This is a genomic window from Streptomyces sp. NPDC048142, assembly GCF_043202835.1.
Taxonomy (GTDB): domain Bacteria; phylum Actinomycetota; class Actinomycetes; order Streptomycetales; family Streptomycetaceae; genus Streptomyces.
On record NZ_JBIDBC010000029.1, the window covers coordinates 1 to 25,525 of the forward strand.

At 69.8% G+C, this 25,525-nt stretch carries 25 protein-coding genes and 1 pseudogene; 11 read left to right on the plus strand and 15 right to left on the minus strand.

What is annotated here, in order from left to right; translation table 11 throughout:
- Positions 1-112: 112 nt before the first annotated feature.
- The 3 genes and pseudogenes from ACGF2Y_RS28600 to ACGF2Y_RS28610 form a co-directional block, all read right to left on the minus strand.
- Positions 113-778 (minus strand): response regulator, encoded by a 666-nt coding sequence (locus tag ACGF2Y_RS28600; protein ID WP_392953212.1) that lies wholly within the window; start codon positions 776-778, stop codon positions 113-115.
- A complete protein-coding gene (locus ACGF2Y_RS28605) occupies positions 775-2,091 on the minus strand; it encodes a sensor histidine kinase (protein ID WP_392953215.1) in 1,317 nt (438 codons plus the stop codon). Before ACGF2Y_RS28605 ends, ACGF2Y_RS28600 begins: the two co-directional genes overlap by 4 nt.
- A 128-nt stretch (positions 2,092-2,219) precedes the next feature.
- Positions 2,220-2,324, minus strand: a pseudogene (locus tag ACGF2Y_RS28610) (ABC transporter ATP-binding protein); the annotation flags it as partial.
- A gap of 175 nt (positions 2,325-2,499) precedes the next feature.
- Here ACGF2Y_RS28610 and ACGF2Y_RS28615 point away from each other — a divergent pair.
- Positions 2,500-3,060, plus strand: a complete 561-nt coding sequence (locus ACGF2Y_RS28615) for a GNAT family N-acetyltransferase (protein WP_392953218.1) — start codon at positions 2,500-2,502, stop codon at positions 3,058-3,060.
- 100 nt (positions 3,061-3,160) lie between these two features.
- The gene (locus ACGF2Y_RS28620) at positions 3,161-3,895 is read left to right on the plus strand and encodes a MerR family transcriptional regulator (RefSeq protein WP_392953220.1); all 735 of its coding nucleotides are present in this window, start codon (positions 3,161-3,163) and stop codon (positions 3,893-3,895) included.
- Between the two features lie 158 nt (positions 3,896-4,053).
- Here ACGF2Y_RS28620 and ACGF2Y_RS28625 read toward each other — a convergent pair whose 3' ends face one another.
- The 7 genes from ACGF2Y_RS28625 to ACGF2Y_RS28655 form a co-directional block, all read right to left on the minus strand.
- Positions 4,054-5,682: a type IV secretory system conjugative DNA transfer family protein gene (locus tag ACGF2Y_RS28625; protein ID WP_392953223.1), complete on the minus strand. Its 1,629-nt coding sequence runs from the start codon at positions 5,680-5,682 to the stop codon at positions 4,054-4,056.
- 1 nt (position 5,683) lies between these two features.
- A complete protein-coding gene (locus tag ACGF2Y_RS28630) occupies positions 5,684-7,102 on the minus strand; it encodes an ATP-binding protein (protein WP_392953226.1) in 1,419 nt (472 codons plus the stop codon).
- A 95-nt stretch (positions 7,103-7,197) separates the two neighbouring features.
- The gene (locus ACGF2Y_RS28635; protein WP_392953229.1) at positions 7,198-8,748 is read right to left on the minus strand and encodes an SCO6880 family protein; all 1,551 of its coding nucleotides are present in this window, start codon (positions 8,746-8,748) and stop codon (positions 7,198-7,200) included.
- Positions 8,745-10,118 carry a hypothetical protein gene (locus tag ACGF2Y_RS28640; RefSeq protein ID WP_392953231.1) on the minus strand — a complete coding sequence of 458 codons (1,374 nt, stop codon included), beginning with the start codon at positions 10,116-10,118 and terminating at the stop codon, positions 8,745-8,747. Before ACGF2Y_RS28640 ends, ACGF2Y_RS28635 begins: the two co-directional genes overlap by 4 nt.
- A complete protein-coding gene (locus tag ACGF2Y_RS28645; RefSeq protein ID WP_392953233.1) occupies positions 10,108-10,974 on the minus strand; it encodes a hypothetical protein in 867 nt (288 codons plus the stop codon). Before ACGF2Y_RS28645 ends, ACGF2Y_RS28640 begins: the two co-directional genes overlap by 11 nt.
- 195 nt (positions 10,975-11,169) lie before the next feature.
- Positions 11,170-11,478, minus strand: coding sequence for a hypothetical protein (locus tag ACGF2Y_RS28650; protein WP_003968086.1), 309 nt, complete (start codon positions 11,476-11,478; stop codon positions 11,170-11,172).
- 198 nt (positions 11,479-11,676) lie between these two features.
- Entirely contained in the window at positions 11,677-12,318 is a 642-nt protein-coding gene (locus ACGF2Y_RS28655; RefSeq protein ID WP_392953235.1) for a hypothetical protein, read from the minus strand.
- Between the two features lie 341 nt (positions 12,319-12,659).
- Here ACGF2Y_RS28655 and ACGF2Y_RS28660 point away from each other — a divergent pair, with 341 nt between their 5' ends.
- The 5 genes from ACGF2Y_RS28660 (at position 12,660) to ACGF2Y_RS28680 (ending at position 17,956) form a co-directional block, all read left to right on the plus strand.
- Complete coding sequence (locus tag ACGF2Y_RS28660) at positions 12,660-13,085, plus strand: hypothetical protein (RefSeq protein WP_392953237.1); 426 nt, start codon at positions 12,660-12,662, stop codon at positions 13,083-13,085.
- Entirely contained in the window at positions 13,082-14,914 is a 1,833-nt protein-coding gene (locus tag ACGF2Y_RS28665) for an alpha/beta hydrolase (protein ID WP_392953239.1), read from the plus strand. The genes ACGF2Y_RS28660 and ACGF2Y_RS28665 overlap by 4 nt, the downstream gene beginning before the upstream one ends.
- Positions 14,915-14,994: 80 nt before the next feature.
- Positions 14,995-15,471, plus strand: coding sequence for a hypothetical protein (locus ACGF2Y_RS28670; protein ID WP_392953431.1), 477 nt, complete (start codon positions 14,995-14,997; stop codon positions 15,469-15,471).
- A 345-nt stretch (positions 15,472-15,816) separates the two neighbouring features.
- Positions 15,817-16,812 (plus strand): NlpC/P60 family protein, encoded by a 996-nt coding sequence (locus ACGF2Y_RS28675; RefSeq protein ID WP_392953432.1) that lies wholly within the window; start codon positions 15,817-15,819, stop codon positions 16,810-16,812.
- Between the two features lie 412 nt (positions 16,813-17,224).
- A complete protein-coding gene (locus tag ACGF2Y_RS28680; RefSeq protein WP_392953241.1) occupies positions 17,225-17,956 on the plus strand; it encodes a phosphatase PAP2 family protein in 732 nt (243 codons plus the stop codon).
- Positions 17,957-18,085: 129 nt separating this feature from the next.
- Here the strand turns inward: ACGF2Y_RS28680 and ACGF2Y_RS28685 are convergent, their stop codons facing one another.
- Positions 18,086-18,304: a hypothetical protein gene (locus ACGF2Y_RS28685; RefSeq protein WP_392953242.1), complete on the minus strand. Its 219-nt coding sequence runs from the start codon at positions 18,302-18,304 to the stop codon at positions 18,086-18,088.
- Positions 18,305-18,647: 343 nt separating this feature from the next.
- Between ACGF2Y_RS28685 and ACGF2Y_RS28690 the strand changes: the two genes are divergently transcribed.
- Together ACGF2Y_RS28690 and ACGF2Y_RS28695 are read left to right on the plus strand one after the other, a co-directional pair.
- Entirely contained in the window at positions 18,648-19,523 is an 876-nt protein-coding gene (locus tag ACGF2Y_RS28690) for a hypothetical protein (protein WP_392953244.1), read from the plus strand.
- A gap of 333 nt (positions 19,524-19,856) precedes the next feature.
- Positions 19,857-20,087, plus strand: a complete 231-nt coding sequence (locus ACGF2Y_RS28695; protein ID WP_392953247.1) for a hypothetical protein — start codon at positions 19,857-19,859, stop codon at positions 20,085-20,087.
- 42 nt (positions 20,088-20,129) lie between these two features.
- On the opposite strand, the gene ACGF2Y_RS28700 is transcribed toward ACGF2Y_RS28695, so the two are convergent.
- Entirely contained in the window at positions 20,130-20,513 is a 384-nt protein-coding gene (locus ACGF2Y_RS28700) for a metal-sensitive transcriptional regulator (RefSeq protein WP_392953249.1), read from the minus strand.
- Positions 20,514-20,734: 221 nt separating this feature from the next.
- Here ACGF2Y_RS28700 and ACGF2Y_RS28705 point away from each other — a divergent pair, with 221 nt between their 5' ends.
- Complete coding sequence (locus ACGF2Y_RS28705; protein ID WP_007449359.1) at positions 20,735-21,355, plus strand: DUF47 domain-containing protein; 621 nt, start codon at positions 20,735-20,737, stop codon at positions 21,353-21,355.
- Positions 21,356-21,360: 5 nt separating this feature from the next.
- A complete protein-coding gene (locus tag ACGF2Y_RS28710) occupies positions 21,361-22,359 on the plus strand; it encodes an inorganic phosphate transporter (protein ID WP_103535032.1) in 999 nt (332 codons plus the stop codon).
- A gap of 283 nt (positions 22,360-22,642) precedes the next feature.
- Here the strand turns inward: ACGF2Y_RS28710 and pstB are convergent, their stop codons facing one another.
- From pstB to pstC, 3 genes are read right to left on the minus strand one after another with little or no spacing between them, the layout of a single operon-like run.
- The gene (gene pstB / locus ACGF2Y_RS28715; RefSeq protein ID WP_103512613.1) at positions 22,643-23,419 is read right to left on the minus strand and encodes a phosphate ABC transporter ATP-binding protein PstB; all 777 of its coding nucleotides are present in this window, start codon (positions 23,417-23,419) and stop codon (positions 22,643-22,645) included.
- 25 nt (positions 23,420-23,444) lie between these two features.
- Positions 23,445-24,518 (minus strand): phosphate ABC transporter permease PstA, encoded by a 1,074-nt coding sequence (gene pstA, locus ACGF2Y_RS28720; RefSeq protein WP_392953253.1) that lies wholly within the window; start codon positions 24,516-24,518, stop codon positions 23,445-23,447.
- Entirely contained in the window at positions 24,515-25,507 is a 993-nt protein-coding gene (gene pstC / locus ACGF2Y_RS28725) for a phosphate ABC transporter permease subunit PstC (RefSeq protein WP_392953255.1), read from the minus strand. Before pstC ends, pstA begins: the two co-directional genes overlap by 4 nt.
- Positions 25,508-25,525 lie beyond the last annotated feature (18 nt).

Consider the following 25,525-nt stretch of genomic DNA (forward strand, 5'->3'; position numbering starts at 1 on the left):
GGGACCCTGTGGGAGAGTAGGACGCCGCCGAACAATTTTTCCGGGAAAGCCCCGCACCTTTTGGTGCGGGGCTTTTCTGCGTTCCCGGGCCCTTTCCTGTACGGTCCGGGACCTACACCGGGGTGACCAGACGGGTGTCGTAGGCGAGGATGACCGCCTGGACGCGGTCTCGCGCGCCTGTTTTGGCGAGGATGCGGGTCACGTGCGTCTTCACCGTGGATTCGGCGAGGTGAAGGCGGGCGGCGATCTCCGTGTTGGACCAGCCCTGGCCGATCACGGTGAGGATCTCCCGTTCCCGTTCCGTCAGCGCGGTGATGCGCGGGTCCGACGCGGCCGGCGCGCCGGGTATGACCGGGAGGTGGTGGACGTAGGCGTCGAGAAGACGGCGCGTCAGGGCCGGGGCGACCACCGCGTCGCCTGCGGCCACCGCGCGGATGCCGGCGAGGAGTTCCTCGGGCAGGGCGTCCTTGACCAGGAAGCCGCTGGCTCCGGCGCGCAGGCCGTCGTAGGCGTACTGGTCGAGGTCGAACGTCGTGACGATCAGGACGCGGGTACGGGCGCCCGAGGCGATGATGCGCCGGGTCGCCTCGATGCCGTCCAGGCCCGGCATACGGATGTCCATCAGGACGACGTCCGGGTGGTGGCGGGCGACCAGATGGACGGCTTCGGTGCCGTTGCCCGCCTCGCCGAGGACCGTCATGTCGTCCTGGCTCTCCAGCAGCATGCGGAAGCCGAAGCGCTGCATCGGCTGGTCGTCCGCGATGAGTACGGTCGTCACGGGCGCGTGTCCTCCAGGGGAAGGCGGAGCCGTATCTGCCACCCGCCGTGGTTCGGCAGCGGGCCCGCTTCGAGGGTGCCGTCGTACAGCGTGGCGCGTTCCCGCATGCCCATGATGCCCTGGGCGGGCAGCGGTGTTTCCTCCGCGCGGGCGCTCGGGCCGGCTCCGGTGCCCGTATCGGTGATGCGGGCGTCCAGGTGTGTGCGTGTATAGGTGAGGGTGACCGTCGCGGAGAGAGGTGCGCGGTCCGCCCGGGGTGCGGTGGCGTGCTTGAGGGTGTTGGTCAGGGCCTCCTGGACCACCCGGTACACGGTGAGCTGGAGGCCCGGGGTGAGCGCCGGTGGCGGGGGTTCGCCGTGGAGTTCGAGGCGGACGGGGAGCCCTGCCCGGCGTACGCGTTCGATGAGGGGGGCCAGTTCGTCGAGCGTGGGCTGGGGCGCGCGCTCGGCGTCGGGGTGGTCGTCGCGCAGGACTCCCAGGAGCCGGCGGAGTTCGGACAGTGCCTGCCTGCTGGTGGTGCCGATGGCTTCGAGCGCCTGGCCCGCGCGTTCCGGGTCCTTCCGGGCCGCGTAAGCGCCGCCGTCCGCGAGGCCCGTGATGACGGACAGGTTGTGGCCGATGATGTCGTGCATCTCCCGTGCGATGCGGGTGCGTTCGGCGGCCGCGGCGAGCCGGGCCTGCTGGTCGCGTTCGTGTTCCAGCCGGTGGGCGCGCTCCACCAGGGCCTCGGTGTACTCGCGACGCGTGCGTACCGCGATCCCCAGGAGCACCACGGAGAGCAGGCCCCAGACGTACGAGACCACTTCCTGGCCCCAGCTGGAGGGGATGCGGACGCCGCCGGCCAGGACCGGGGTGACGAACAGCAGAGCCGCGGCCCCGACCGTACGGAAGGACGAGCGCAGAACGATCTGGAAGACCGGGATCAGCTGGAGGAGGGCGGCCTGCACCACGGCCCCCGTCCAGATGTTGACGATCGCCGCCGGTGTCATCAGCAGGAGTACGGCCAGGGGGTGGGTGCGGCGCCACAGCAGCGGCAAGGTGAACCAGAGGCTCATCAGAAGTACCAGCGGCTCGGGCGCTGTCACATCGCGTGCGACGGTCCGCCAGCCGCCGGAGGTGTAGTCGAGCACCGCCGCGACGGCCCAGAACGCGGTCAGCGCCGCGTCCCAGACCCGTGGCCGACGTCGGTCGAAGGCGCGCAGACGGTCCAGGGCGGCGCGGATGAGCTGGGTGAGGGGGGCCGCTGTGCCACCGGTGCCGGCGGGCGGGGCCGGGCTCGGGGTCGTGCCGGTGCCCCGGGGGTGGTTCGTCACCTGGTCGCTCTCCTCGTGGGTCGGACGTCGCGGCGGTTGGGCGCCGGCACTGCGATGGCCAGTGGTGGCCAGTGTTGGCCGGTGTTGGCCGGTGGTGTGTCCGCCCGCAGGGACGGGGCGAGCAGGGCGGGGCCGGGGAAGCCGGTGACGGTGCCGGGGCGGACGGTGAGGCCGAGGTCCTGGGCGACGGTTCTGTCGCCGTACCGTCCGGTGAGCCCCTGTGCCGTGATCATGTCGTCGACGCTACGGAGCCGGCCGGGGGCGGTCGTCCGACCGGGGGCTGGACCTCGGCGCGGGCGTAGTACCGGGGTACGACGGGGTGCGGGCGCGGTGCGGTAGGTCCGTCGGTGGTGGCCGCGGTGGGGTTAGTCGGTTGAACGTGGGGCGGGCGGGGGCGAGGATCGGGGCATGGACTACGTGATGCGTGCTGTGCGGGCCGACGAATGGCCGCAGGTCAGGCAGCTGCGGCTGGATGCCCTGAAGGATCCGGCGGCTCCTGTCGCGTTCCTGGAGTCGTACGAGGAGGCGGTGGTGAAGCCGGACGCCTTCTGGCAGGAGCGTGCTGCTGCCGCCGCCGAGGACGGGGGCGGGCGGGTCCGTCAGTTCGTCGCGGAGTCGCCCGAGGGGGTGTGGGCGGGGACGGTCACCGTGCTCGTCGAGAGCCCGGAGGACGATGTGTGCTTCGGGGAGGCTGTCGAGCTGTACCAGGCACACCTGGTGGGTGTGTTCGTCCGTCCCGAGGCGCGGGGGACCGGGGTCACGGACGCGCTGTTCCGGGAGGCCGTCGCGTGGGCCTGGTCGCTGTCCTCGCCCCGGATGGAGCGGGTCCGCCTCTATGTGCACGAGAAGAACCCGCGGGCCGCCGCGTTCTACCGGCGCTTCGGGTTCGTCCCCTCCGGTGAGCGGATTCCGGCCCCGGGCGGCCGGGGCGAGCTGGAGCTGGAGTACGTCCTCGGGCGGGAGGGGTAGGGGGCGGCCCTGGGGGCTTTCGCAGGGGGCGGCTCTGGGCGTTTTGGCCGGGGACGGCTCTGGGCTTTCGCCTGGATGAGTGAGTCCAAGAGTGGGGGACATGGACGTTACGACCCTCTACTCGATCGGGGAGCTTTCCCGGCGGACCGGCTTGTCTGTGAGGACCATCCGGTTCTCCTCCGATTCGGGGGTGGTAGCGCCGACCACCCGTAGTCCCGCCGGGTATCGGCTCTACGACCTCGACGCGCTGCTTCGTCTGGAACTCCTCCGCACACTGCGCGAGCTGGGCATGGACCTGGCCACGATTCAACGGGTTCTGGACCGCGAGCTCTCGGTGGCGGAAGTCGCCACGGCGCACGCCGACGCCATGGACGTCCAGATCCGGACGCTGCAACTGCGTCGGAGCGTTCTGCGAGTCGTCGCCGGAAGCGGGTCCAGTCCCGAGGAGACCACATTCATGCACAGGCTCACGCAGTTGTCCGGCGAGGAACGCCGACGTCTGATCGACGATTTCGTGGAGGGCACCTTCGGCACAGTGGATGCCGACCCGGCCACGGTGGCCATGGTTCGCGCTGCCACTCCCGACCTCCCCGATGACCCGGCCAGGGGCGCGCCCGTCATCGACGACCTCGTGCACCGCTTCGCCGAGGTGCTCGCGCGCACCCCTGACACGGAATTCCGGGACTGGATGGCCCAGCAGTTCGAAGAGGCGCACGATCCCCGGGTAGACCGGTGGCGGCTGGTTTGGATCGTCAACGGCTGGCAGGTAGTGCCGAATCTGATCCCGGTGTGCTCCTGGCTCATCCAGGCCCTGCGCCATGGCCGTGACGTGTAGTCACCGCAGCGGGCATGCCCTGGATCCCTGAATGAGTCCAGGGGATCCAGGTATCCAGGGCGTGCACGGTATCGCCTGCGGACATGCCTGGACAGCCCATCGAGCGATCACTCACGGCCTACGGTCGCGGACCGTAACCGACGGCCCCGGGACGGCTCTTATCGGACGCCCGGGGCCGGGGCGTGCAGGTGTTCCTGCCAGCGGGCCCGGCCCTGTTCCCGGGAGCGGAGCAGCACCAGGGCGGGCATGCCACGGTTCTGGCCGGTCGCCAGGAGCTCCGGGAGCTGGGGCAGGGGCGCCACGGCCGCGACGTCGTCGAGGACGAGTGTCATTGGTGGGTCGAGCCGACCGTCGGATGACCGTGCGGCCATGCGGCGGCCGTGCTCGACCACGTCTGCGGCGAGCGCGGTGAGGAGGGGCATCGCGCCGGGGTGGGAGCGGGGATCCTCGATGGGTTCGCCCACCAGATAGAGCGTTCCCCCTTCGTCCGCAAAAGATTCCAGCGCGAGGGAATCCGCTCGGTTCGCCGTGCAGGCCTCGCGGATGTGCACCGTGGAGAGCGCGGCGAACGCCCGTACCGTCAGCTCCTGGGCCACTTCGCGCCGTTCCGGATAGGCGGTGAGCGCGGACTCCAGCAGCCCGGCGCGTCCGGACGCGGCCTTGGGGTGCGTACGGAGGAGGCGTACCGGTTCGTGGGCGCCGGCCCCGGAGGCCCAGCGCAGGACCTGGCGGAAGGGGCGGCCGTCCACCGCGGCGGCGTGCAGCCAGCACTGGAGGAGCGTCTGTGCCGTGTCGGCGACCGCCGCGTCGATCCGGGCCTGTGGGCGTACGGGGGCGAGCAGGGCGGCGGCGCGGGCGGCCGCGACGTCGGGGAGCTCGCAGCCCGCGGTGGGCGACCAGTGGAGGCGGGCCGGGGTGTCGCAGAGGTGGCCCGGGTCGTAGACGAGGACCGGGCCGAGCTTGCCGCGGGCGTCTTTCGTCTCGGCCCAGACGGTGGGGTCCGAGGTGACGACGAGGGCGGGGCCTTCGGCGTCACGGATGGCCTGGACGACGGTGGGGCGGCGGGCGGGGGCGGGGGCGTAGACGAGGAGGGGGGTGCGGGGGGAGGGGAGGAGGGCCGAGGGGAGGACCGCTGAGGGGGCGGTCTCGGGGGTGAGGAGCACGTCTGGCCCGGGTGTGCTTTCGGTTGCGCTCTCGGCCGTGGTGGCGCTTGCGGGGTTGCTTGCGGTGGGGTGCTCGGGTGCCGTCGCTGATGTCGCCGATGTCGCTGATGTTGCGGCTGGGGGTGGTGCCGGTGATTCTGCCGGTGCTTGTGTCGCGGGCCCTGGTGTCGGTTCTTCTGCGGGGAGCTGCTGCTTCTCATGCGCTCCGAAGGACCGTTCCTCGCGGCGTCGTTCCCGTACGGCACGACCGCGGGCCACGACCCCGAGCGTGAACACCGTGAGGACCGCCAGCACCATCAGCTCGCCGATGAACAGGCCCCAGAACAGCCCGTACCCGGAGAGCTGGGCCGGGGGCGTCCCGGGCCAGGCGGCGGGGAGATCCTGGGGGGCCGTGGCCAGTTCGCGCAGGGCGAGCGGGGACCGGGTGAACGTCACGCCGTCCGGCCATGCCCCGTGGGCGAGGAGCCCGGCCAGGCCGGTGGCCGTCCAGGCGACCAGGGTGGCCGCGAGGAGGAGGCCCAGAAGACCGATCAGCAGGCCGTCCGGGACACCGCCGCCGCCCTGGGGCCGGTCGTGTCCGTCGTGATGGGCCGGGCCCCGGCCGTGTGCTGTCTGGCGTGCCATGTCATGCCACCGTTGACTCTGACGACTCGTTCATCCGTTGCTGGTGCTCGATCCGGGCCGCCCGTTGCTCCGCCTCCAGTTCGGCGGCGCGGATGTCCTCGGGGAGGAGGTGGTCCGTCGAGCCCTCGGTCATGGCGCGGTCGGTGAAGACCAGGGGGCGTTCGGCTTCGGTGATCAGGTGTTTGACGACCTGGACGTTGCCGTTGACGTCCCAGACGGCGATACCGGGGGTGAGGGTCGGGATGATCTCGACGGCCCAGCGGGGCAGGCCGATGACCCGGCCGGTCGCTCTGGCCTCGTCCGACTTCTGGGCGTAGATCGTGCGGGTGGAGGCCATTTTGAGGATGGCCGCCGCTTCCTTCGCCGCTGCTCCGTCGACCACGTCGCTGAGATGGTGGACGACGGCGACGAAGGAGAGCCCGAGCCGGCGTCCGAACTTCAGGAGGCGCTGGAAGAGCTGGGCGACGAAGGGGGAGTTGATGATGTGCCACGCCTCCTCGACCAGGAAGATGCGCTTCTTGCGGTCGGGCCTGATCCAGGTGTGCTCCAGCCAGACGCCGACGATCGCCATCAGGATCGGCATCGCGATCGAGTTGCGGTCGATGTGCGAGAGGTCGAAGACGATGAGGGGCGCGTCGAGGTCGATGCCGGCGGTCGTGGGCCCGTCGAACATGCCGCGCAGGTCGCCGTCGACGAGCCGGTCCAGGACGAGGGCGACGTCCAGGCCCCAGGCCCGTACATCGTCTATGTCGACGTTCATCGCCTCGGCGGACTCGGGCTCGGGGTGGCGCAGTTGTTCCACGATGTCCATCAGGACCGGCTGACGGTCGGTGATGGTCGCGGTGACGTAGGCGTGGGCGACCTTCAGTGCGAAGCCGGACCGTTCGTCGAGGCCGTGGCCCATCGCGACTTCGATGATCGTACGGAGCAGGGCGAGCTGGCCGGTGGTGGTGATGGAGGGGTCGAGGGGGTTGAGCCGGATGCCGCCGTTGAGCGCTGCGGTGGGGTCCAGACGGATGGGGGTTATGCCCAGCTCCTGGGCGATGAGGTTCCATTCGCCGACGCCGTCCTCGCCCTGGGCGTCCAGGACGACGACCTGGCGGTCGCGGAAGCGGAGCTGGCGCAGGACGTAGGTCTTCTCCAGCGCGGACTTGCCGTTTCCGGACTCGCCGAGGACGAGCCAGTGGGGGGCCGGGAGCTGTTGCCCGTACAGCTGGAAGGGGTCGTAGATGTAGCCCTTGCCGCTGTAGACCTCGCGGCCGATGATCACGCCGGAGTCGCCGAGGCCGGGGGCGGCGGTGGGGAGGTAGACGGCCTGGGCCTGGCCCGTCGACGTACGGACGGGGAGGCGGGTCGTCTCCACCTTGCCGAAGAGGAAGGAGGTGAAGGCATCCGACAATGCGGACAGGGGGTCTCGCATGGTGGGGGTGCCCTCTCTTGTTGCGGTTCTTCCTGCGGGGGTGGAGGTGGGTCTGGAGCTGGAGCTGCGGTTGATGCGTCCGGGGCGATGGGCCGTCAGCGGCGGATGCCGGTGGCGAAGGGGAGGGTGTTCACGAAGGCCCGGTGGTGCTCGCGGTCGCACCACTCCAGCTTGAGGTAGGACTTGCCGGCCGAGGCGCGGATCGTGCGTTTGTCGCGGGCGAGGGCCTCGGGTGAACGGGACGACACCGTGATGTACCCCACCAGGTTCACTCCGGCCGCGCCGCTGGCGAGATCTTCACCCCGCTGGTCGAGCCGGCCGTGGGCGGCGATGTCGCGGGGGTCGACGGTGCGGTTCATCTTGGCCTGGCGGCTGGCCTCGGCGTCGTCGTTGGTCTTCTCGGTCAGCATGCGCTCGATGGCGATCTCGGTGGGTTCGAGGTCCATGCAGACGGCGACCGTACGGATGACGTCGGGGGTGTGGACGAGGAGCGGGGCGAGGAAGTTGACGCCGACGGGGGTCATCGGCCATTCCTTGACCCAGGCCGTGGAGTGGCACCAGGGGGCACGGGTGGTGGACTCGCGGGTCTTGGCCTGGAGGAACGTCGGCTCGACCGCGTCCAGTTCGGCGGGCCAGGCGTTGCGCTTGGTCATGGCCTGGATGTGGTCGATGGGGTGGTCGGGGTCGTACATGGAGTGCACGAGGGAGGCCAGCCGGCTCTGGCCGAGCGGCTGGCGTACCCGGATGTCGGCCTCGGCGAGGCGGGCGCAGATGTCGGTGAGCTCGCGGGCCATGACGACGGCGAGGCCGGCGTCGCGGTCGAGCTTGCGGCCGCCGTGGGGGCGGGCGGCGCGGGCCATGGCGTTGGCCTCGGCGGCCAGTTCGCGGCTGTAGTGCATGCAGGCGACGAGGTAGGCGCGGTGCTGCTCGCTGGAGGTGGAGACCATGGACTGGAGCTGGTCGTAGGACTCCTGGAGCCAGCCCGGGGACGCCTTGTCGCCGCGCTGGGCGACGTCCTTGGCGTGGGCGTCGGGGTCGGCGGGGAGGGTGCGGGCGAGCATCTGGATGCGGGTGACGAAGCCGTCGCCGTTGGCCACGTGCTTGAGGAGGGTGCCGAAGCGGTCGACGAGGGCTTCCTGGTCCTCGCTGTCGCGGAGGCCGACGCCGGGGCCTTCGATCTCGATGGCGGCGGTGACGGTGCGCCGGTCGGCGTGGAGGAGTACGGCGATCTCGTCGGGGCCGAAGGGGGCGGCGAGCCAGCTGATCCGGCCGATGCCGGGGGGCGGGCCGATCTCGACCTCACGGCCGTCGGCGCTGACGCCCGCTTCCATGGCGCTGGAGCGGTAGGCGGTGCCGCGGCGCAGGGAGCGTTTGAAGCTGCGGTTGATCTCGAACCACTTGTAGAAGGTCCGCCCCCTGTACGGGACGTACACGATGGCGAGCGCCAGCATGGGGAAGCCCACGAGGCAGACGATGCGCAGGGAGAGGACCGGGACGAGGAGTCCGCTCATCATGCCGAGGAACGCGCCGGCGATGATCAGGGCGATCTCGCCGGTCTCGCGGTTCTTGCCGACGATCGCGTTCGGCCGGGCGCGGCCGATGAGATACGTGCGGCGGGGCGTCATCGTGTGGGACTGGGTCGTCAACGCCCGCCACCTCCTGTGCTCGAGTTGCCTGTGGTGCCGAAGCCGCCTCCGCCCCGGGAGGAGCGGCTGCTGTGGGGGGTGCCGGAGGTGGGTGCGGACCCGCTGCGGGGCGAGGGTGCGGCGGAGGGGGCAGACCCGCCGCCGGCCCCGGTGGTGCGGGAGCTGTGGGCGGCGACGCCTCCGCTGGCCGGGTTGGCGGGGCGGGCGCCTCCGCCTCCGCCGCTGTTCTGGTCGTTGCGGCCGCTGTGGGTCTTGATGCCCTGGGAGACGAGGGCGGCCGGGGAGCTGATCAGGGCGGCGGCCTGGGCGCCGTCGGTGGCCTGCTTGCGGTTGGTGCGGGCGCCCTGGATCTCGTCGCCGAAGCCGGGGACGAAGCGGTAGATCATGGCGGAGGCGAAGATGGCCAGCAGGATGATGGAGAGGCCGGAGACGACTGCGGAGAAGGCGTCGGGGCCGTCGCCCGCGGAGAGCGCTCCGGCAAGGCCGAGGACGATGACGATGACCGGCTTGACCATGATCACCGCGATCATGATGCCGGCCCAGCGGCGGACGTGGCCCCACATGTTCTTGTCGACGAGGCCGGCGTAGACGACGATGCCGAGGAGCGCGCCGACGTAGAGCAGGGCGGCGCGGATGACGAGCTCCAGCCACAGGATGCCGGCGGCGAGGATGGAGACGAGCGAGACGACGATCAGCATGATCGGTCCGCCGCCGATGTCCTCGCCCTTCTTGAGGGCTTCGGCGAACGAGCCGAAGAAGACGTCGGTCTGGCCGCCGGTGGCGGAGGAGATGACCTCGGTGACGCCGTCGGTGGCGGAGACGATCGTGTAGAGGATCAGCGGGGTGAAGGCCGAGGCGAGGACGGTGAGCCAGAGGAAGCCGACGGCCTCGGAGATCGCGGTGGTGAGGGGGACGCCGCGGATGGCGCGCTTGGCCACGGCGAGGAGCCAGAGGACGAGGGTGAGGACGGTGGAGGCCGCGAAGATGACGGCGTACTGCTGGAGGAACTTGGGGTTGGTGAAGTCGACGTTGGCCGTGGACTCGACGGCCTCGCTGAGCTTGCCGACGATCCAGGAGGCGGCGTCGGCGCAGCCTCGGGCGAGGGAGGAGAGGGGGTCGACGGGGTTGTCGATGTCGGTCGGAGCGAGTGAACCGCTGCGGGCGTTCTCGCCGTCCTCGCAGTAGTCCCGGGCGAGTCCGACGATGAGGTCGCAGGGGTTGTCGCTCTCGCTGGGGGACGGTGTCGGTGTCGGTGTCGGGGTCGGCGTGGGGGCTGCGGAGGCATGCGGTGCCATGACGACCAGCGCGGCAGGGATGAGACCGGCGGCGCCGACCAGCGGGGAGAGGCGGAATCGGCGGCTATCGGGCATAGGTGAAGCCTCCGTACGCATCAACCGCTGCGGCCATCTCGTCGGCCGTGGAGGCACGGTTGTCACCGTTGACCGGTGTCGGTCCCTCCGTCTGGCTCGACGATGAGATCTTCCAGTCGCCGCCGACCCACTTGAGCTCCTGCGAGATGGTGAACCAGGTTTCGGTGACGGGCTTGGTGGAGCCCTGCCCGGACAGCCCGACGAGACCCGTGCACCAGACTTCCACCGTGGCGGCATCGGTCTCCATCTTGACGGCCTTCGTACCGACCGGGACGGTCCGTGAGACGAAAGTCAGCCCGGTGGGCGTGCTGCCGTCGTCGTTGAGGCCGACGTTCTTGTAGAACGTCGGCGAATAGGCTGTGTCCAGGCTGTCCTGGAGGCCAGGGGCCACTGCAGGATCATGCGTCGCCTCAATGATGCTGCGGCGGGACTCCGCGACGAACATCTCCGCAGACCCCAGCGCCACCGCATAGTTCGCCGCCGCGCTCTGCGCCCCCTGCTCGTCGTGGGCGAAGCCGGAGGCGATCGTGCCGTTCTTGCCCTGGACGGGCTTGGTGCCGGTGGCCGCGGTGGCGCTTCCTGCAGTTCCCGGGCTCTTGGCGCCCGGGGCGGCGGCGTCGTCGCTGCCACTGCCCCGGTTGGCGAAGGCGATGGCAGCGATGAGAAGGACCACGACGCCGGTGATCGTCACGAGCGAGCGGGAGTTGCGGGCAGGGCGGCGCGCGTGGGGATGGCCCGCGTCGCCGTCGGGGAGACGGGTGCGGGTCTGACGGGTGCCGCCGAGGGTGCTGTACGGGTCGTCCGGGTGGCTCCCCTGGTCCTTGCCGCGGTAGTCGTGCTCGTCACCGGGACTCATGCCGCGTACGCTCCCTCGGTCGTGTGCGGATCCGCGCAGGGCGACGGTAGCTGTGCTGGTTGCCGCTTGAGCGCGGTGTGGTGACTCGACATCAGGAAACGCAACCTCAGCCGGTGGGCGCGACGGGCGGATGGTGGGGAGCGGGCTGGGACGGCCGGGACGGGGACGGCCCGGACGTGTGTGGCCGACGGTGGGTCAGACGGCCATTCCGTACACGATGGTGAACAGGGTTCCCAGGGAGCCGATGATGAAGACCCCTGTCAGTCCTGCCACGATCAGGCCCTTGCCCTGCTCCGCGCTGAACGTGTCGCGCAGTGCCGTCGCTCCGATGCGCTGCTTCGCCGCGCCCCAGATCGCGATGCCGAGGCAGAGCAGGATGGCGATGGCCATCACCACCTCGATCATGATGCGCGCCTCGTTGCCCAGCGTCCCGAACGGCCCCCAGTCCGGAGCGATTCCGCCGATGATGGTGGTGATGTCGCCCTTCTCTGCTGCCAGGATCATGTAAGTCACCGCCCCTGTTGGGTAGTTCGCTGCCTGTGCCGTCCGGCACGGGTCGCCTTCTATCTTCGCTGATGAAACCGCGCTCGCACGACGCCTTACCGGGTCTCTTTACCCGGATCTCGCACGTTTGACCGGGGCGGTCGCCCTGACCTGCGGCTCGTCCCGGCTCCTCACGCATATGCCTGGTTACTCTGTGTATCACGGTGTGTGACCAGGAGCAACGACGGTGGCCATGGGTTCTGATGCGGTTGCAGCGTTCGCGGGGCATGCCGTGTTCGTATGCGCCGTTCGAGAGCCGCCGGTGCGCCGGTAGTAGGAGACGGTCACGGCCCCGAGGAGCGGTCCCCAGAGGACGAGCGGCTGATAGATGACGCCGACCAGGAGGCGGCCGGCGGGGGTCATGTCCGTGTGGGGGTAGGTCCACCACAGCGGCATGGCGGCCCAGATCACCGTCAGCGCGAGGGCCCCGGCTGCGGCCGGCACGACGGCGGCCAGGGGGCGAACGGGGCGGCCGCCGACGACGGGTATCCAGCGGGGAATCGTTTCGCCCCAGGGCCGTACCAGGCCGAGGGACAGCAGGGCGAGCAGCTCGCAGGAGACGCTCAGCATCAGCATCCACAGCTTGGCGCCCGGGGTGTCGAACGGTACGAAGCCTGCTGCGGTGTACCCGGACGGGAACCCGCACACCATCGCCAGCCGCCACAGTCCGGTCGGCAGCACGATCAACGTGATCAGCTGCGCGGCCCGGACCGCCCACCGGGGTGCGGGCCGAGAGGGAGAGGGGTGTGCGGGGGCGGCGTCGGTGGGGCGTTCCTGCCGGGTTCGCATCATGCGTTCCATCGTGGTCCGAGGGGCGTGGCGTGGCGTCAGCTTCCGATCCGGAGTGCGCTGTTCTGCGGTACGAGGTCGGGGGTGGGGGGCTCCGCCGTGCGGCGGAGAGCGTCTCGACCCTGGGCTGCGTGTGCGTTGAGTGAGCGACTGCGGGGTGTCTGTCCCTGCGCGTGCGCCCGTCCCCCTTCGTTCGGGTGAACCGCGCGGCTCCACGGGAACGACGCCCTCGCTTCGCCCGGCCGGGAACCACGGGACCGGGTGCGTACGGAGCCGGGGTCCGGGGTGTTGACGGGCGGCATGTCGTACACCGCGGATTTGGCACAGTGCCGCTCCACGATCAAGAGAACGGGGTGAGTGGTGTGGGCGGAGCAACCGTGGTCGGGCAGCCGAGCGACGGCTCGGAGCGGCTGGGGGCACCGGCCGGATCGGCGGGGGCGGCCGGGGCGGCGGGGGGCGAGGACCTTCGGCACAGCGGCGGTCCGTGGCTGCGGGCCGCCGGTGGAGCCGACCAGCTGGTCACCCATCTCGGCCCGGTGAAGGGTGAGCTGGAGAGGGCGCACCAGGGCTTGACCGCCGGGGCCGGAGCGCTGTCCGCGCCGGCCGAACTGAGCGCGGTGCGGGTCTCGTGGGAGCGCCGGATCGAGCAGGCGCGCGGTGAGTGCGGGAGCCTCGCCGGGAAGCTGCGGGCAGTCGTCCAAAGCCAGGTGCAGGTCAACGAGGCGGTGAAGAGCGGCTTCGACGGGGTGAAGACGTCGAGCGGTGGTGGCGCACGGTGAGCGGTGGAAGCGGTGGAAGTGGCCGGAGCGGCGGGGCGGGTCCCGCCCTGACCTGGTCCGCGTTACGTGAGGTGAAGTGCGCGGAGCTGGAGGAGGCCGCGGACGGCTGGGGCCGGGTGAGCAACCGCGCCGACGCGGCCCGGGACCGTATCGAGGGCCAGTTCCTGCCCGGTCTGCGCGATACGCAGAAAGGCGAGGCGGTGGGTGCGGCCGTGGGGCGGCTGCGCCGGCTGGGGACGAACTTCCAGTACATCTATACCGAGTGCGGGCTGCTGCGGACCACGCTGAACAGCCTGGCTCATGAGATCAGGGCCCAGCAGCGGGTGTTGCAGGGAGCGCTGGACGATGCGGCGGCGCTGAAGTTCACGGTGCACGCGGATGGCTCGGTGACGTATCCGGCGGCGGGCGAGGGCCTGGCCGACGGGAAGCCGTTGGCGGGCGGGACGGCGTCCGGGGTTCCGAACCCGGGCATGGTCACCCCTTCGGGGCTCGTCGCACCCAACCCGAACGCCGGCAAGGCCCAGGACATCGCGGACCGCGTGGCGCAGGCCGTACGGACGGCGGCCGATGCGGACTGGCGGTACGCCAGGATCCTGCGGTCGCTGAAGGCTCAGGAAGGCCTGGGCGTTCCGGCGGCGACGTGGACGGACGCCGCGGCCGATGCGGCGGCGGTGCGGCAGGCGGCGCGCAGCTACCTGGAGAACGCGATCCCGCACGACGCGAGCCCGGCTGAGCGCAAGGAGTGGTGGGCCGGGCTGACGGACGAGCAGCGCGAGGAGTACCTCGCGGTGTACCCGGACCGGATCGGCAACCTGGACGGGATCCCGGCCCTGGTACGGGACGCGGCGAACCGGGACAACCTCCAGCTGCTGATCGGGAAGCTGGAGGGGCGGGACGACGACGAATCGGCGACCAGGCTTGCGGCGCTGCGGGAGATCGACCGGCAGTTGCGGGCGGTGCCGAAGACGGGGGAGCCGCCCATGTACCTCCTCGGGATCGGCGATCAGGGCAATGGCCGGGCGATCGTCTCGTACGGTAATCCGGATACGGCGCGGAATGTGGCGGCTTATGTACCGGGGCTGAACACGTCGTTGGATGAGGAATTTGCTGTTGGTGATTTGAAGCGGGCGCGTGACACGGCTGCGGCAGTCAGGGAAATCGACCAGTCGAGCGCAGCGATCACATGGCTGGGATACGATGCGCCGCAAAGCCCGGATGGTCTGAGTAGCCTGGCCGTTGCAGGAACTGCACGGGCGGAGACCGGCGGTCGCGCGTTCAACGGCTTCATGGCCGGATTGATGGCCTCGAACGATCACGATGATCCTCACCTGACGGCTATTGGACACTCTTATGGGTCCCGAACCGTCGGAGCGGCAGCCCAACAGGGCGATGGCATCCCCGGCGTGACAGACATTGTCCTGGTTGGCAGCCCGGGCCTTGGCGTGGACCGGGCAGAGGACCTGGGGGTGGGGAGCGACCACGTTTACGTGGGCGCAGCCGAGAACGACGTGGTCACCAAGCTCCCGTCGAAGGAGCGTGCGGTGATCTCGGGGATCGGGCACGCGCTCGGGCCAGCAGGTTCGCTGGTAGTGGATATGGTGAACAGGGGCGACGACGGCCTGTGGTTCGGAAGAGACCCTGCGAGTGAAGAGTTCGGCGGGCGACGCTTTGGTGTGGGCGCGGGGCCGCCGCTGATCGGCCCAGGCGGCCTTTCCTCCGATGCGCATTCACAATACTTCGATCCGGAGCTGGACTCCTCCTCCGCTGGCAGTATCGCGCTGGTTGCCGCAGGGCGGGGACATATGGTCAAACAGGAGCAAGCGCGGTGACGCTGTTTATGCGAACTCTAATTTCACTGGCCATCGTCGGCCTGGCGTCGGCCGGGTGTGCCTCTCGGAAAGGTGAGGATATGGATATGCAAGCTGCTGCGGTGCGATCTGACGAGATTCTTGACGCGGTACTTCAGAATATTCGCCCAGAGCTGCGATGGACTCACGGATTCACATCGGTAGGAATGTGCGATGTGACGCGAAGGCGTGTCGTCATGACCGATATCTCTGTCGGGCGAAGGGGTAACTTCCTTGGGGTCGTCGACCGGTTCTGGCGTAAGAGTGGATACCGCATGACCGTGGTGAATAATAATGTGGAGTTTCCTGCCATCTATGCCCGTACCGGCGACGGGTTCAGTGTGAGTCTGCGTATCGGTGGCAAAGGCCAGGCGTTCTTCCAAGTGGATACCCCCTGTGTGCGGGAGTCCGAAGTGGCGGACTCCACCAGCAAGGCGACAGCACCCCTGTACGAAGGCATGGAGCTCATCCCCCGCCCCAACATCCACTCCGACTTCTGGTCGGCAGGTGCCACTGCGGCGGCGGCAAGCGGGTCGTGAAGGGGGGTGGGGAACCGGCATACGAAGAAGCGTCGTTCCTGCTGGCGTCGGTGGAGGTGCTGCTGCCGTAGCGGGTTCGGGCGGGCGGTTGACGCCCCAGCCCCAGCCCCTGCCCCAGCCCCTGCCCCGGCCCCTGCCCCAGCCCCTTGTCCGTTCCGGCTTCTGGCCGGGTGAAGGGGACCGAGGGCGGCTGAGGTCGCGTCAGTCCTGTGAGTGGTGAGCCGTTGACGCCCCCGTGTGCTTCGGGTGCGCCGGTGGTGTGCCGCGGATGACTCGTACACACCGTCGAAAACACCTCTGAAGCGCGCCCCGATGGGGGATGGTTGAGGCGTGCGGAAATTCTGGGTGTTCGGTGGCATCGGCGTCGGCATGGTCATGTGCTTCCTGGCGCTGCTCGTCGTCGGTACGTACTCGGCCGCCGCCGGGCTCGGCGGGGCGGGGGGCGGCGGTGCCGTCGCGCTGGCCAAGGGGGCGGTCCCGGCGCGGTTCCAGCCGTTGGTGCAGAAGTGGGGCGACCTCTGCCCCGCCATCAACCCGGCTCTGCTGGCCGCGCAGTTGTACCAGGAGAGCGGCTGGAACCCGAAGGCGCAGAGCCATGCCGCCGCGCAGGGCATCGCTCAGTTCATCCCCGGTACGTGGGCCACCCACGGGATCGACGGCAACGGCGACGGCAAGCGGGACGTGTGGGATCCCGCCGACGCGATCCCCTCGGCCGCCTCGTACGACTGTGAGCTCGCCGGGTACGTGAAGAAGGTGCCGGGCGACCCGACGAGCAACATGCTCGCCGCGTACAACGCCGGCGCCTACGCGGTGATCAAGTACGGCGGCGTCCCCCCGTACAAGGAGACGCAGAACTACGTCAAGGTCATCCGCTCGCTGGAGAAGAGCTTCGCCCGGCCCGTCGGCCGCGTCGCGCCCTCCCGGCAGGCCGCCGGGGCCATCTACTTCGCACAGAAGAAGCTCGGCACGCCGTATCTGTGGGGCGGCAACGGGACGCCGGAGCAGCAGGGCCGCTTCGACTGTTCGGGGCTGACCCAGGCGGCGTACCGGACCGTCGGCATCGAGCTGCCGCGGGTCGCCAATGATCAGTACAACGCGGGTCCGCACCCCTCACGGGACGAGTTGCTCCCGGGGGATCTGGTGTTCTTCTCCGACGACCTGACCAACTCGCGCGCGATTCGGCACGTCGGGCTGTACGTGGGGGGCGGCTACATGATCAACGCGCCGTTCACCGGGGCGGTCATTCGGTTCGACAAGATCGATACGCCGGACTACTTCGGTGCGACACGGGTCACCAAGGACGGCGCCGCCGCCCTTCCGACGGATCTTCCCCCAGGGTGACGGATGTCTCTCGTGGGTACCCGCCCGGGGTTCATGGACAGGCTTCCGGAGCGGTGGCCGGTGCTGACGGACAGTCGGCTGTGGCCGGAACTCTCTGTGAAGCCTGGGCCCTGAGCTGCGACGACTAGTCACTCTTCGATAACGTCATGGTGATCATTCGGTGGAGAGCGGAACGCACACGACGGCCGGGCCGTTCCCTGGATGAGTACGGGTACGGGTACGGCATGCGCACTGACCCATGCGTCGCTGTGAGGCTGCGCTGCAGAGAGCAGAGATGCTGGCATGCAGTGCGGCGATGCGACGCGGTGCAGTGCGGTAACGGATCGCACCGATACACGGGGGTTCGACCACGGCGGCGGGCAAGGACGCGCGTCGCAGCAGATGAAGCAGACAAGGCAAGGGGCCGCAGCAGATGGCTGGACTCGAACTCGACGGGTCGAACCCGGACGTCAGTCTGCTCTACGACATCAACGGGCTCGCGAAAGCCGCTCCGACCTGGTTCGACCGGATCATGGAGTTCGTCGGCGAGTACGGGATCATGTTCGGCCTGGTTCTGGTGGGTCTGTGGTGCTGGTGGAGCATGCGAAAGCGGGGGACGGCCGAGGACGCGGTGACGGCTGCCGCCGCCATCGTCTGGGCACCGCTCTCCGCCGCCATCGCGATCCTCATCAACATCCCGATCCGCGGCTTCGTCGAACGGCCGCGTCCGTTCAACGATCACGAAGGCCTTGAGGTCCTGATCCACGGCAAGACGGACTTCTCGTTCGTCAGCGACCATTCCACCCTGGCGATGGGCATCGCCGTCGGTATCTTCGTGGCGAACCGGAAGTTCGGCTTCGTCGCGATCGGCCTCGCGCTCTTCGCCGGTATCAGCCGGATCTACATGGGTGTCCACTATCCGACCGACGTGATCGGCGGGTTCGCCCTCGGCACGGCCGTCACCCTGCTGCTGGCCCCGCTCGCCATGGCGCTGCTGACTCCGCTGATGGCAGCGGTCGCCCGCTCGCCGCGTGTCGGCTGGTTCGTCCGGTCGAAGAGCGCGGCCGTCGCGTACGGGGACGAGCAGGGTGGGGCGAGGGGCATCCCCGAGCCGCGGCCCGGCTCCGGACGCGGCGACCCGGGGGAGAAGGATCTCGCCGCCTGACGGCCCTGTCCTCACCTCCCCTTTCTTTCCTCTTTTTACTTTCCCTCTTCGTTCCTCCGGCTGATCGACCGCTTTTCCCGTTCCCCCAGGTGCTCCGAGCGCCTGGGGGTTCGTGCTGAACAGGTCCGGTCAGGGGGTGGCGAGGTGTTCGGCGGCGTCGTTACGGGCCCGGTCCCGGGATCTGCGCGCCGGTCCCCGCCAGCCACAGGTGCAGTGGGCCAGGCAGAACGAGCCGCGTTCGGTCGTCGTGGCGCTGTGCCCGGCCGGCGGGCCGGGAGGGAGAGCTGACGCGGAGGCGGTCGTGAGCCCCGGTGCGGTGCGGGCCGGGGCGGGGGAATCCTCATGCACGCGACCACGGTACTGGCCGCGGGCGACGAACGGGGGCCCGTGCTTCGGGCATCCGCCCGCGGGGGACGCGTCCCGGGGTCGGACCGAGCCCCCGGCCTGCCCCCGCCCCGGTCGTGCCCCGCCTGTGCCCGCCCGCGCTGCCCCGCTGCTGCCCAGGTCATGCCCCGGTCATGCCCCGGTCATGTTCCGTCGGTGGCGCACCCGGACTGAGCCGAAGTCGACGCCATGCCCGCATTCCGGGGGGTGGGACGCGCCGGGGCCCGCGTGACGGGGGGCCCCGGCGGTCGTTATGCGGAGCGGGTGAGGGCTCGGCCGGGCAGTAGTCGTTGGGGGTTGGCAGGCGATGGTGGTGCAGCAGTACAGAGGCGGAGGCGGGGCCCGTGCTGCCCGCGCCCTCGCCGTGACCGGGGTGATCGCGGTCACCGCCGGGTGTTTCGGCGGGGACGCGGGAAGCGGCGCGAGCGACGGCTCCGGGCAGCGCTCCGTGGCCGCCGATCGTCCGCTCGACGTGCTCGGGCAGGCGGCGGACGTCCTCGTCGAGGCGGGCGGTGCGGAGACCCGTACGTCGATGGAGACGGCGGCCGGCGGGACGCGGGTGACGATCCGGGGGCAGGGTGCGTACGACTTCCGCACACAGATGGGGCAGCTCCGGGTGGTGCTGCCCAAGGATGCCGCGGGCAAGGACGCCGGGGGCGCGGACAGCCACCGGCCGATCACCGAGCTGCTGGCCCCCGGGGCGCTGTACATGAAGAACCGCGGCGCCGGGGTGCCCGACGACAAGTGGGTCAGGATCGACACGACCACGCTGAAGGACGGCAACCTCGTCACCGGCGGGGTCACCGATCCGATGGCCGCCGCCGAACTGCTGCGCGGGGCCGACGATGTGACGTACGTGGGGAAGTCCGACCTGGCCGGGGTGACGGTGCATCACTACCGGGGGGTCGCCGACCTGGGCCGGGCGGCCCGCGCTGCCTCGCCGCAGTCGCGCGGGGCGCTCGGCGCGGCGGCGAAAGGGTTCAGCAAGGACGCCGTCCCGTTCGACGCCTACCTGGACGAGGACGGCCGGCTGCGGAAGGTCCGCCACCGTTTCACCTTCCCCTCCGGGGGCTCGGAGGTGTCGGTGGTCTCGACGCTGCTGCTGTACGGGTTCGGGCTGCCGGTCACGGTGACGCTGCCGGACGAGGACGCCATCTACACCGGCGAGATCCGGCAGGGCTGACGATGGCGGGCGGCGGCGGGGACGGGCGGCGGGCCGGGGGCCGGCAGTCCGGCGGGCCGGGGCGTGGTGGCCGGGTTCGGTGGGCGTGGTGGCCGGGGGCGGGCACGGGGTCGTGCCGGGTGGCCGGTCGTGGCCCCCGTGGAAGGGCGGTGGCCGGGGCGGGCCGGGCGGTGGGGCCGGTTGGGAGGGGGCTCAAATGGTCCGTCCGTGCCATGCGCGGTGCGTATCGCGCTCCCTAGGCTGGGAAGCCGGTATGCCGGGCGCCGCACGGCAGGCGGCGGTTCGACGGCAGACCCCAGCGGGCCGGTGACGGCCGGGAGACGGCAGAGAGAGGTGACGCAGGTGGTGACGCTCAGCGCTCCGAACGCTCAGGACTGTGTGGCCCTCGCCGAGATCGAGCTGTGCGGCGAGCTGATGATCGCCGCGTCGGCGGCGGCGGGCGAGGAGCGCCTCAGCCCCGACCGTATCGACGAAGTGCTCGACGTCCGGGGTGACGAAGTGCTCGATGTCCGGGGTGCGGAGTCCTGGGCGAGGGTCCCCCGGCAGGCCGCTCGCCGGGGGTGACGCCCGCGGCGCCCGTACCGCCGCCGCTCACGGGGCCGTGGCTCAGGTGCGGAGCAGGCGGGCGATGGCCTTCGTGGCCTCCTCGACCTTCGCGTCGATCTCCCCGCCGCCCTTGACGGCCGCATCGGCGACGCAGTGGCGCAGGTGCTCCTCCAGCAGCTGGAGGGCGAAGGACTGGAGGGCCTTGGTGGACGCCGATACCTGGGTGAGTATGTCGATGCAGTAGACGTCCTCGTCGACCATGCGCTGGAGGCCGCGGATCTGGCCCTCGATCCGGCGCAGCCGTTTGACGTGTTCGTCCTTCTGGTGGTGGTAGCCGTGGATGCCGCGGTCGTGGTCGGTGACGATGTCCACCGGGGCGGCAGCTTCTGTGTCCGGGGCCGCCGCGCCCGCCGATTCCGTGCCTGTGGTCCCGGTCGTGGTCATCTGCGTCCTCCCGCTGTTGTTCTCAAGTGTCCCGCTGAGTGCGTACTTTGCCGTGCTTATACCCCTGCCGGGTATATCGTAACGAATCCCGCCGAAACATGACCGGGGGTCCGTGCTGATCGCCTTGTCCGATGGGCGACACTGAAGAACGCCGGTTAGCCGTGGCCGGATGATGCGCCTAGCATCAGCCTGACCGAATCCAGAGCATCCGAGGACCCCACGTGCGCTTTCGTCTGACCCCCAGGGAGACGAGCTTCTACGACATGTTTTCCGCGTCCGCGGACAACATTGTCACGGGCTCGAAACTCCTCATGGAACTGCTCGGGGCGGATTCTGCCTCCCGAGTCGAGATCGCGGAGCGCATGCGGGCAGCGGAGCACGCGGGGGACGACGCCACCCACGCGATCTTCCACCAGCTGAACTCCTCCTTCATCACTCCGTTCGACCGCGAGGACATCTACAAGCTGGCGTCCTCGCTCGACGACATCATGGACTTCATGGAGGAGGCCGTCGACCTGGTCGTCCTCTACCAGGTCCAGGAGCTCCCCAAGGGCGTCGAGCAGCAGATCGAGGTGCTGGCCAGGGCGGCGGAACTGACCGCCGAGGCCATGCCGGGGCTGCGGACCATGGACAACCTCACCGAGTACTGGATCGAGGTCAACCGTCTGGAGAACCAGGCCGACCAGATCCACCGCAAGCTGCTCGCCCAGCTCTTCAACGGCAAGTACGACGCCATGGAGGTGCTGAAGCTCAAGCAGATCGTGGATGTGCTGGAAGAGGCGGCTGACGCGTTCGAGCACGTCGCCAACACCGTGGAGACCATCGCGGTCAAGGAGTCCTGAACCTCGTGGACACCTTTGCGCTGATCGTGACCATTGGTGTCGCGCTCGGCTTCACGTATACGAACGGCTTCCACGACTCCGCGAACGCCATCGCCACCTCGGTCTCCACCCGGGCGCTGACCCCGCGTGCGGCTCTGGCGATGGCGGCGGTCATGAACCTCGCCGGCGCCTTCCTGGGCCAGGGGGTCGCCAAGACCGTCAGCGAAGGCCTGATCGCCACGCCCGTGGGGCAGAAGGGAATGGGGATCCTGTTCGCGGCGCTGGTCGGCGCGATCATCTGGAACCTCATCACCTGGTACTACGGGCTTCCCTCCTCGTCCTCGCACGCCCTGTTCGGCGGCATGGTCGGGGCGGCGCTGGCCGGCGGGACGGACGTCATCTGGTCCGGCGTGCTGGAGAAGGTCGTCATCCCGATGTTCATCTCCCCGTTCGTCGGCCTGATCGTCGGCTATCTGGTGATGGTCGGCATCATGTGGATGTTCCGGAACGCCAACCCGCACAAGGCGAAGCGCGGATTCCGGATCGCGCAGACGGTATCGGCGGCGGGCATGGCGCTCGGCCACGGCCTCCAGGACGCGCAGAAGACCATGGGCATCGTCGTGATGGCCCTGGTCATCGCGGACATCGAGGGCCCCAACGACGAGATCCCCGTCTGGGTCAAGATCGCCTGTGCGGTGATGCTCTCGCTGGGGACGTACGCGGGTGGCTGGCGCATCATGCGGACCCTCGGCCGCAAGATCATCGAGCTGGACCCGCCGCAGGGCTTCGCGGCGGAGACGACCGGCGCCTCGATCATGTTCGGCTCGGCGTTCCTGTTCCACGCCCCGATCTCGACGACGCATGTCATCACCTCCGCGATCATGGGCGTCGGCGCCACCAAGCGGGTGAACGCGGTGCGCTGGGGCGTCGCGAAGAACATCATCCTGGGCTGGTTCATCACCATGCCGGCCGCGGCCCTGGTCGCCGCGCTGAGCTACGGCGCGGTGCTGCTGCTCTTCGGCTGAGCCGATCACGTACGAGGTCAGCGCAGAGACTTCGGCTGAGCCGACGACGTACGACGTCAACGCTGACTCTTCCGCCGGGCCGACCACGTACGACGTCAACGCAGAGACCTCGGCTGAGCCGATCACGTACGAGGTCAGCGCAGAGACTTCGGCCGGGCCGACCACGTACGGCGTCAGCGCGCAAAGGGGTCCGCCCCCGCTCTCCGAGGAGAGCGGGGGCGGACCCTTTCGCCTTGTGGTGGCACCGCCATGCAGCACCGCAAGGCCGTATTCGGGGGGCGGATCAGCCGAAGCGGCCGGAGATGTAGTCCTCCGTGGCCTGGACCGACGGGTTGGCGAAGATGCGCTCCGTCTCGTCTATCTCGACGAGCTTGCCGGGCTGGCCCACGGCCGCCAGGTTGAAGAACGCCGTACGGTCCGAGACGCGCGCCGCCTGCTGCATGTTGTGCGTCACGATGACGATCGTGAAGCGCTCCTTCAGCTCGCCGATCAGGTCCTCGATGGCGAGGGTCGAGATCGGGTCGAGTGCCGAGCACGGCTCGTCCATCAGCAGGACCTGCGGCTCGACCGCGATGGCGCGGGCGATGCACAGTCGCTGCTGCTGGCCGCCGGAGAGGCCGGAGCCGGGCTTGTTGAGGCGGTCCTTGACCTCGTTCCAGAGGTTGGCGCCCTTGAGGGACTTCTCCACGACGTCCGCGAGCTCGCTCTTCCGGTACGTGCCGTTCAGGCGCAGGCCCGCCGCGACGTTGTCGAAGATCGACATGGTGGGGAAGGGGTTCGGGCGCTGGAAGACCATGCCGACGGTGCGGCGCACGGCGACCGGGTCGACGTCCCTGGCGTAGAGGTTCTCGTCGTCCAGCAGCACCTTGCCCTCGACGCGACCGCCGGGGGTCACCTCGTGCATGCGGTTCAGGGTGCGCAGGAAGGTGGACTTTCCGCAGCCGGACGGGCCGATGAAGGCCGTCACGGAGCGGGGCTCGACGGTCATCGAGATGTCGTCGATCGCACGGTGGGTGCCGTAGAAGGCGGTCAGCCCGCTGACATCGATGCGCTTGGCCATGGGGATCACTTCACTTTCGGTGGCCTCAGCGGCCGGTCTTCGGGGCCTTCCAGCGGGCGATGCCGCGGGCCACCAGGTTGAGGATCATGACGAAGGCGATCAGGACCAGGGCGCCTGCCCAGGCGCGGTCGACCGAGGCCGTCGTGCCGACGGAGTACTGCTCGTACACGTACAGCGGCAGTGACGACTGCGCTCCCTCGAAGGGATTCGGATTGATCAGCTTCGTGCCGAAGACGAGCAGCAGGACGGGGGCGGTCTCGCCGGTGATGCGGGCCACTGCCAGCATCACACCCGTCGTGATGCCGCCGATCGACGTCGGCAGGACCACCTTCAGGATGGTGCGCCACTGGGGGACGCCCAGGGCGAGGGACGCTTCGCGGAGCTCGTTCGGGACGAGCTTGAGCATCTCCTCGGTGGAGCGGACGATCACCGGCATCATCAGGATCGCGAGGGCCAGGGAGCCCGCGAAGCCGGACGGGCCGAAGCCGAGCATGAGGTTCCAGGTGGCGAGGACGAAGAGTCCGGCCACGATGGACGGGATGCCCGTCATGACGTCGACGAAGAAGGTGACGGCTCGGGCCAGCCTTCCCCGTCCGTACTCGACCAGGTAGACGGCGGTCAGCAGGCCGATCGGGGTGGCGATGAACGCCGCGATGGCCACCTGCTCGATGGTGCCGAGCAGGGCGTGGTAGACGCCGCCGCCCTCCTCGACGTCGAGGAGACCGCTCATCGAGTGCGTGAGGAAGTAGCCGTCGAGAACGGTGGTGCCCTTGGTGACGGTGATCCACGCGAGGGAGAGCAGCGGCACGATGGCCAGGGCGAAGCAGACCCAGACCAGGCTCGTGGCGATACGGTCCTTGCCCTGGCGGCTGCCCTCCACCTTCGCGGTGATGAGGTAGGTGGCGGCCACGAAGAGCAGGGCGGAGATCATGCCCCACTGGATCCGGCTCTCCAGCCCGGCCACGAACCCGATCAGGCAGCCGGCGGCCACCGAGCCGACGGCGATGGCCGCCGGGGCCCAGCGGGGCAGCCTGGCGTGGGAGAGCGTGGCGTGCGGCGGGGCGGCGACGGGGCGCTTTTCCTGGACGGTGTGGCTCATGCGTTGGCCCCCGAGTACTCCTTGCGGCGGGCGATGATCGCGCGGGCCGCGCCGTTGACCAGCAGGGTGATGACGAAGAGGACCAGGCCGGAGGCGATCAGGGCGTCACGGCCGAATTCGTCCGCCTCGTTGAACTTCGCGGCGATGTTCTGGGCGAACGTGCCGCCGCCCGGATCCAGCAGGTGTCCGGAGAGCAGGAAGTTCGGGGACAGGACGACGGCGACGGCCATCGTCTCGCCGAGCGCACGGCCCAGTCCCAGCATCGAGGCGCTGATGATGCCGGAGCGGCCGAAGGGGAGGACCGCCATCCGGATGACTTCCCAGCGGGTGGCACCGAGGGCCAGAGCGGCTTCCTCGTGCATCTTCGGCGACTGGAGGAAGACCTCACGGGTGACGTTGGTGATGATCGGCAGGATCATGATCGCCAGCAGGATGCCGACGGTGAAGAGGTTGCGGGCGGCGCCCTCGCTGGTCCGCTCGAAGATGTAGGTCCAGCCGAGGTACTCGTCCAGCCACTTGTTCAGACCGTCGAGGTAGGGGACGAGGAAGACCACGCCCCAGAGGCCGTAGATGATGCTGGGGACCGCGGCGAGCAGGTCCACCACATACGCTATCGGGCCGGCCAGCCGGCGCGGCGCGAAGTGCGAGATGAACAGCGCGATGCCGATGGCGACCGGCACGGCCAGCACCATCGCGATGACCGAGCTGACGATGGTGCCGAAGGCGAGGACCGCGATACCGAAGACGGGCGGGTCTCCGGCCGGGTTCCACTCGAAGGTCGTGAGGAAGTTCGCCTCGTCCTTGGAGATCGCGAGGACGGTGCGGTAGCTGAGGAAGGCCGCGATGGCGGCCATGATCACCAGGAGGGTGATGCCGGACCCCTTGGACAGACCGAGGAAGATCCGGTCGCCGGGGCGGGCCTTGCCGCGGGGAGCGCCGGTCGGCGGCTCCGGTGGCGGCGCTTGCGTGGGTGCGGTTGCTGTTTCCATCTGATTCTCCGGTCTGCG